This window comes from Candidatus Acetothermia bacterium (assembly GCA_024653305.1).
Lineage (GTDB): Bacteria > Bipolaricaulota > Bipolaricaulia > Bipolaricaulales > Bipolaricaulaceae > JACIWI01.
In genome coordinates this window covers 1-6,397 of the sequence record JANLFW010000005.1, presented here as the reverse complement: position 1 = coordinate 6,397, position 6,397 = coordinate 1, and the positions used below count along the sequence as shown (strand labels likewise).

Annotated in this window: 6 protein-coding genes and 1 pseudogene; all 7 read left to right on the top strand. The window is 66.6% G+C overall.

From position 1 onward, the window contains the following. Positions 1-196: 196 nt before the first annotated feature. Positions 197-1,395 (top strand): annotated as a pseudogene (locus NUV94_02835) (SLC13 family permease). 80 nt (positions 1,396-1,475) lie between these two features. Further along, a complete protein-coding gene (locus tag NUV94_02830; protein ID MCR4391723.1) occupies positions 1,476-2,549 on the top strand; it encodes a rhodanese-like domain-containing protein in 1,074 nt (357 codons plus the stop codon). A gap of 105 nt (positions 2,550-2,654) precedes the next feature. Continuing rightward, positions 2,655-3,080, top strand: a complete 426-nt coding sequence (locus NUV94_02825) for a YckD family protein (protein ID MCR4391722.1) — start codon at positions 2,655-2,657, stop codon at positions 3,078-3,080. Positions 3,081-3,229: 149 nt separating this feature from the next. Then, complete coding sequence (locus NUV94_02820; GenBank protein ID MCR4391721.1) at positions 3,230-4,228, top strand: ATP-binding cassette domain-containing protein; 999 nt, start codon at positions 3,230-3,232, stop codon at positions 4,226-4,228. A gap of 3 nt (positions 4,229-4,231) precedes the next feature. Beyond that, a complete protein-coding gene (locus NUV94_02815) occupies positions 4,232-4,996 on the top strand; it encodes an ABC transporter permease (GenBank protein MCR4391720.1) in 765 nt (254 codons plus the stop codon). Positions 4,997-5,316: 320 nt separating this feature from the next. Continuing rightward, positions 5,317-5,766: a hypothetical protein gene (locus tag NUV94_02810; protein ID MCR4391719.1), complete on the top strand. Its 450-nt coding sequence runs from the start codon at positions 5,317-5,319 to the stop codon at positions 5,764-5,766. Between the two features lie 33 nt (positions 5,767-5,799). Next, positions 5,800-6,397: IS630 family transposase (locus NUV94_02805; GenBank protein ID MCR4391718.1), on the top strand; the 598-nt coding region annotated here is incomplete at its 3' end.

Sequence of the window (6,397 nt, the reverse complement as noted above, 5' to 3'; positions counted from 1 at the left end):
AGCCCGTTGCCTCCCACGTTCCCAATGTTACGCACCGGAACCATTCAAGGCAAATGCCCCCCCAATCGTTTGCACGGGTTAGATTCCCGAACCGCTCCCGCGTGCAGCGCCAACCCGGACCGCCTCTGCGGTCGCGGCGCTCTCCGGGCCCGGCTACCCGAGGTTTCCCGGGCCGGATATCCTTCCCCCCCAAGACATGGTGATCTCCCTTGCCGCTCTGGCCGCGACCTTCGTCCTGATCGCAGTGCGGCGGGTCGGCCGCGTGCACCTTGCGATCTGGCAGATCATGCTCGGCGGGGCGCTCGTCGTCCTCCTCACCGGGCAGATCCCGCCCCTGGCGGCGCTCCGGGCGATCAACCTCGATGTGATGCTCTTCCTCGCCGGGATGTTCGTCGTGGGCCGGGCCCTGGAGGAGAGCGGCTACCTCGACCACCTCGCCTACGCCCTGTTCCGGCGGGCCCGCTCCCGGGGGCGCTTATGTTCCTCCTTGGGATGGGCACCGCGGCCGCGTTCCTGATGAACGACACCGTGGCCATCGTCGGCACCCCGATCGCCCTCCTCCTCGCCCTCGCCTACGGGGTGACCCTGGGGAGCGTTGTGAGCCCCATCGGGAACCCCCAGAACCTCCTCATCGCCGTGAACGGGCAAGTTCCGATCCCGTTCCTTACGTTCGCCAAGTACCTCCTCCTCCCGACCGCCCTCAACCTCGTTGCCTGCTACCTCCTCCTGCGCCTGTTCTTCCGCGATGCGTTCCGTCCGGGGGCGCTCGCCCATGCCTCAACCCCGGTGCGCGATCCGGCCCTCGCCAAGCTGGCTCGGGCCTCCCTCCTCCTGATCGTGACGCTGGTTCTGGTCAAGATCGTCGTCGTGGCGGCGTGGCCGCAGGTCGACTTCCGGCTCACCTACATCGCCCTCGCCGCGGCGCTGCCGATCCTAGCCTTGAGCCCGAAGCGGTTGCACATCCTCGCCAAGATCGACTGGAAGACGCTCGTGTTCTTCGCGGCGATGTTCGTGCTCATGGAGAGCGTGTGGCGGTGTGGGGCCTTCCAGCGGGCCATCGCCGCTCTCCCCGTGAACCTCACCTCCATCCCCATGATCCTGGCGGTAAGCGTCGGCCTAAGCCAACTCCTCTCCAACGTGCCCTTGGTCGCCCTGTACCTGCCGGTGCTCATCCAGGCCGGGGCATCGACCCCGGCCCTGATCGCCCTGGCCGCGGGGAGCACGATCGCCGGGAACCTCCTCATCCTGGGGGCGGCGAGCAACGTGATCGTCATCCAGAACGCTGAGGAACGGTCCGGCGACACGATCACGTTCCTCGAGTTCGCCCGCGTCGGGGTGCCCCTGAGTGCGATCAACGTCCTCGTGTACGGGCTGTTCTTCACCGTGATCCGCTAGCGGAGGCGGGGCCTCGCCCTGAAACCCGGGCCCAGGTCGGGGTGTATCCTCAGGCGACCCTGGCGATCAAGGAGGTAGCGATGCGGAAGCGGTTATGGGTTCCCGTGCTTGTGCTGGCCACAGGGGTTGGGGTCTGGGCCGGGCCGCGTTTGGCCGTGGACGAGCCGGTGTACGACTTCGGCGAGGTGGTGGACGGGGTGGTGGTGGAACACGCGTTCGTCCTCACAAACGTCGGGGACGCGCCGCTTCTCTTCACCCGCGACCCACTGCCCACCTGCGGTTGCACGTCCGCTCCGCTCCCCAGGCGGCAGTTGGCTCCGGGGGAGTCGATGGAGCTCGTGGTCCTGTTCGACTCCACCCGGTACGGCGGGAGGAGGGTGGCGGAGACGGTCAGCGTGTACACCGACGACCCGGAGGCGCGGGAACTGCGGCTCACGGTGAGGGGGTACGTGCGGCGGGCAGCCCCCCACGAGGCATCCGCGTCCACCCTGTACTACCGGTACTACCTCCTCCTCGACGTGCGCGATCCGGACGCGTTCGCCCGGGGGCACCTTCTGGGCGCGGTGAACGTGCCGCTCCCGGGGCTTCTGCAGTGGCTGGACCGGTTTCCCAGAGAGTTTCTGGTCTACGTCTACGACGAGGCCGGGGAGCGGGCGGCCCAGGCCGCGGCCCAACTGGCTGAGGCCGGGTTCCTGGCCCGGTTCATGGCCGGCGGGCTCCTCGGATGGCGGCAGGCGTTCGGGGATCTCTTTTGGATCGGGGATGTGGCGACCCTTCCGACGGAGGGGGCCCCTTACGTCGGGGATCATGAGGTCTCCCCGGCCCGCATCGCCCAGAGCTACCTTGTCCTCCTCGACCTCCGGGACCCTGGAACCTACGCCCAGGGCCACCTCCCGGGGGCGATCAACCTCCGCCCCGAAGAAGCAAAAGCCTGGGCGGAGGGCCTCCCCGCGCCGGACGGGCTCCCCGCGGGGGTGGCCTTCGCCGTGTGGTGCCTGGACGAGGATGGGGCGACGGCCTCCGCGGTGGCCCAAGAGCTGCGGGCGGCCGGCCACGACGCGTACGCGATGATCGGGGGCCTTGCCCAGTGGCGTCTCCTCTACGGGGAAAGCCTCCTTCGGGCCGCGTTTTGGGGGTCTTCGCCCGGGCCTTAACCCATCCCGGGGCCTAGCCCGAGCTGGGTTCACAAAACTTCCATACCTTGTCCATGCCTCCCCCACGCCACGGGGGCACAATGCCCTCGTCCGAGGAGGTCAAACATGGATAAGCGTGCAAAGGTCATCGTGCTAACCCTCGTGGCCCTCGTCGCCGCGGCGACCATCGGCTTTGTGGTCTGGGCCCAAACCACGAGCCCCTCTTCCCAGACCTTCCTGGGCCGGGTGGCGGCCAAGCTCGGGGTGACCGAGGACGCCCTTATCCAGGCCATGTTCGAAGCCCGCGCTGAACTGATCGACGAGGCCGTGGCCGCTGGAGAGCTCACCCAGGCCCAAGCCGACTACCTCAAGGCCGTGCTCAAGGCCCAGCTGGAGTACCACAAGGCCGAGGGCTACCAGGGGGGCGGCTTCCGGGGCTTCGGCCCGAAGATGGGCCGGGGCGGGTTCCGCGGCGGCTTCCGGGGGTTCGGCCCCTGGGGCGGCTGCCCTTGTTTGGGCGCGTCCTCGAACTCCACATCCAGCTCGAAGTAGGAACGCGCAACGGCTACTTTGGAAAGGGCGCGGCGGGCGAGCTGCCGCGCCCTTTTGTGCCTTTGCATCCGCCTCGCCTAACCGGGGACCAAGGCCGAAACACTTGCATCCCGCGGATCCCGTGCTATCCTTGTTTCCCGTTCACAACCATGGAAGCCGCGGTCGAGGTGAAAAACCTCGTCAAGGTTTACAACCGAAGCGTCCGGGCCCTCGACGGGGTCGACCTCGCCGTCGAACGGGGAACGGTCTTCGCCCTCCTTGGGCCCAATGGAGCGGGAAAGACCACCCTCATCCGGATCCTCACCACCCAGCTTCGGCCCACCGCCGGGGAGGCCCTGGTGTTCGGCCTGGACGTGGCCAAGGATGGGGTCAAGGTCCGGAGGCTCTCAGGCTACGTCCCCCAGGAGATGAGCGTCTGGACGGACATCAGCGGGTACGAGAACCTCCTCATCTACGCCAAGATCTACGGGATCCCCGCCGCCGAGCGCAAACAGGTCATCACGGATGTCCTCGGGAAGATGGGGATCCTCGAGGCCGCGAGATCCCCCGTCAAGACCTATTCCGGCGGGATGATCAGGAGGCTCGAGATCGCCTCCGCCCTCCTCATCAGGCCCAGGATCCTTTTCTTGGACGAGCCCACGATCGGGCTCGACCCTTCCGCCCGGAAGGCGGTGTGGAAGGAGCTCGGCCTGTTCAAGCGGGAGTACGGCGTCACCATTTTCTTCAACACCCATTACATGGACGAGGCCGACCTCTACGCCGATGAGATCGCCATCATCGACCGCGGAAAGATCGTGAAGGCCGGCACCCCCGAGGAACTGAAGCGCTCCGTGGGCGGCGAGGTGATCACCCTTTCCCTTGGTTCCAACGACTTCCGGCCCGAGTGCGTGGAGAGGCTCAGGGCCCTCGAGCTCGTGGAAGACGTGATCGCCGAGGACTTCGAGGTGCGGGTGGTGGTGAAGGATTATGAGGCAGCCCTGCCCAGGATCATGGAGGCGTTGCGGGAAGAGCGGCTGAGCGTGGCCCGGGTCTCCATGACCAAGCCCACCCTGGACGACGTGTTCCTGAAGTACGCCGGCACCAGGTTCGAGGCCGGAGGCCGGATCAGCGAGGTCCGCGAGGTCCGGAGGATGATCAGGAGGGGATGAGCCATGGCGAGCGCAGTTCGGGCTCTTTTAGCCATGCTTGAGCTCGAACTCAGAAGGCTCCGACATGACCGCATGGAACTTTATTCCCGGGCGGTCCAACCCCTTCTTTGGATCGGGGTCTTCGGCCCGATCATGGGCGCCATCCGCGCCATTCCCACCGGCAACGTCCCGTACACTTCCTTCATCACGCCCGGGGTCCTGATCCAATCCACGACGTTTGTCTCCATCTTCTACGGCCTCATCATCGTTTGGGAGAGGGAATCCGGGATCTTGAAGAAGCTCCTCGTCACGCCCGCTTCCCGCTATGCCATCGTCATCGGGAGGGCGATGGCCTCCGGCGTGCGCGCCATCTTTCAGGCCCTGATCATCGTCCCCATCGCCCTCCTCGTCGGGGTCAGGTTCGTGCCCAACGTGGGCTACTTCGCCCTCGCCCTCGTCGCGATCTTCCTCGCCTCCGGCGGGTTTGCCGCCCTATCCATGCTCATCGCCTCGTTCTTGAAGACGAGGGAGAGGTTCATGGGGATTGGGCAGGCCATAACCTTTCCCCTTTTCTTCGCGAGCAACGCCCTTTACCCTGTGCAGATGATGCCGGCGGTGCTTCAGGCCTTCGCCCGGGTCAACCCCATGAGCTACGTGGTGGATGCGGTGCGGGCGCTCCTCATTACCGGGGACCTTCAAAACCTTGGGCTGGACATTTTGGCGATTTTGGCCTTCAACCTCGTCATGTTTTCCTTGGCCTCGGCGAACTTCCGGCGGATCATCGAGTGAGTCAGTCCCAGACACCACGAAGAAGGAGACGCTGTAGGGTTCGTAGTGCACGGGAATCTCCTGCCCCTGGTCTAAAGCGATCACGAGCACGTTGAAGTCCTCCCCCCCGGTGGACGTCCCACTTGACCGGCCCAACCTGGGAAAACGCCGCCAATTCCTCCAGCCTCACCTTCTTGCTCATCCTGCGGGCCTCCTTTCCGTCCGTTCCACAACCCGTTCGATCGTCCACCCCTTTCCGTGCGGCCCTCGGCGCGTTGGAGGGCGTTTTCCAGGAGGGAAAGCAGGATTTCCTGTTCCTGAGGGGTTAGCCCGGCGAGGAGGTGGCCCTGTACTTCCCGCTTGACGTCTGTTTGGGCGGGTTCCGCACGGAAAGGAGCGTGTACTACAGCGGGGAAACGGTGACGCTCGGGAACCGGGACCCGACGCCGCCCAACTCCTTCTACGTCGTGGTCCGCCCCGCGACGGCGCTGACCCCTAGCTGGACGTCGCCCGTGGCCTCGTCCGCGGTGGGGACCCCGTGCGTGACGTGGAACCAGGTCTTCCCCCCGGGGGACTACGTGGCCGAGCTGTACCAGGTTCCCAACCCCGTGCCGATCGCCACGCGGGCGTTCACGATCGAGGCCGCGGCCGCGGTGGAGCTCGTGGTGGGGAGCCCGGCGTTTGGGGGCGCGCCGTGGGGCGCGGCCCTGGGCCAGCCCTGGACGACCTGGCAGCGAAGGTCCGCCTTCTCCTGCGGCCCCCGCAGGGAAGCTAGTGTCCTGTCAGGGTAGGGAGTGGCCAGGTACGGGCAAGCACAGTGAGGCATGTCCAACAGAGCGGTCGTAGTGGAGTTGACCCCGGAGGAGCGCAAGGCGCTTGCGAACCCCCGGACCGCTCCTTTCCGTCAGGTGCAGCGGGCACGGCTGATCCTTCTCGCCGCGGGAGGGGCCACGAACACGCAGATCTCCCAGGAAGTGGATCTGTCCCGGTCGATGGTCGCCCGGTGGAGGGAGCGGTTCGTTCGCCATCGACTTGACGGGCTGACCGATCAGCCCCGCCCGGGGCGGCCGCGGGTGTACGCGGAGGCGGATCGCCTCCGGGTGGTGGAGGCTGCCTGCAACGGGCGCCCACCCTCCACGCAGTGGAGCGTTCGCAGCTTAGCCAAGGCCACCGGGGTCGGTCGGGACACCGTGCACAAGATCCTTCGCGAGCACAAGCTGAAGCCCCACCGGATCGGTACCTTCTCCCACTCCCCTGACCCTGACTTCGTGGCCAAGGTGGTGGATGTGGTTGGGCTGTACCTTGACCCTCCAGAGAACGCGGTGGTCGTGTGCGTGGACGAGAAGACCCAGGTCCAGGCCCTCGACCGCAGGCAACCGATGCTCCCGATGCGCCCTGGCCAGATCGAGCGTCGGACCCACG

What these genes read in the sequence shown, in the direction of transcription:
- NUV94_02830 (MCR4391723.1), top strand. Translation starts at nt 1,476, where the DNA reads ATGCGGAAGCGGTTATGGGTTCCCGTGCTTGTGCTGGCCACAGGGGTT.
- NUV94_02825 (MCR4391722.1), top strand. Translation starts at nt 2,655, where the DNA reads ATGGATAAGCGTGCAAAGGTCATCGTGCTAACCCTCGTGGCCCTCGTC.
- NUV94_02820 (MCR4391721.1), top strand. Translation starts at nt 3,230, where the DNA reads ATGGAAGCCGCGGTCGAGGTGAAAAACCTCGTCAAGGTTTACAACCGA.
- NUV94_02815 (MCR4391720.1), top strand. Translation starts at nt 4,232, where the DNA reads ATGGCGAGCGCAGTTCGGGCTCTTTTAGCCATGCTTGAGCTCGAACTC.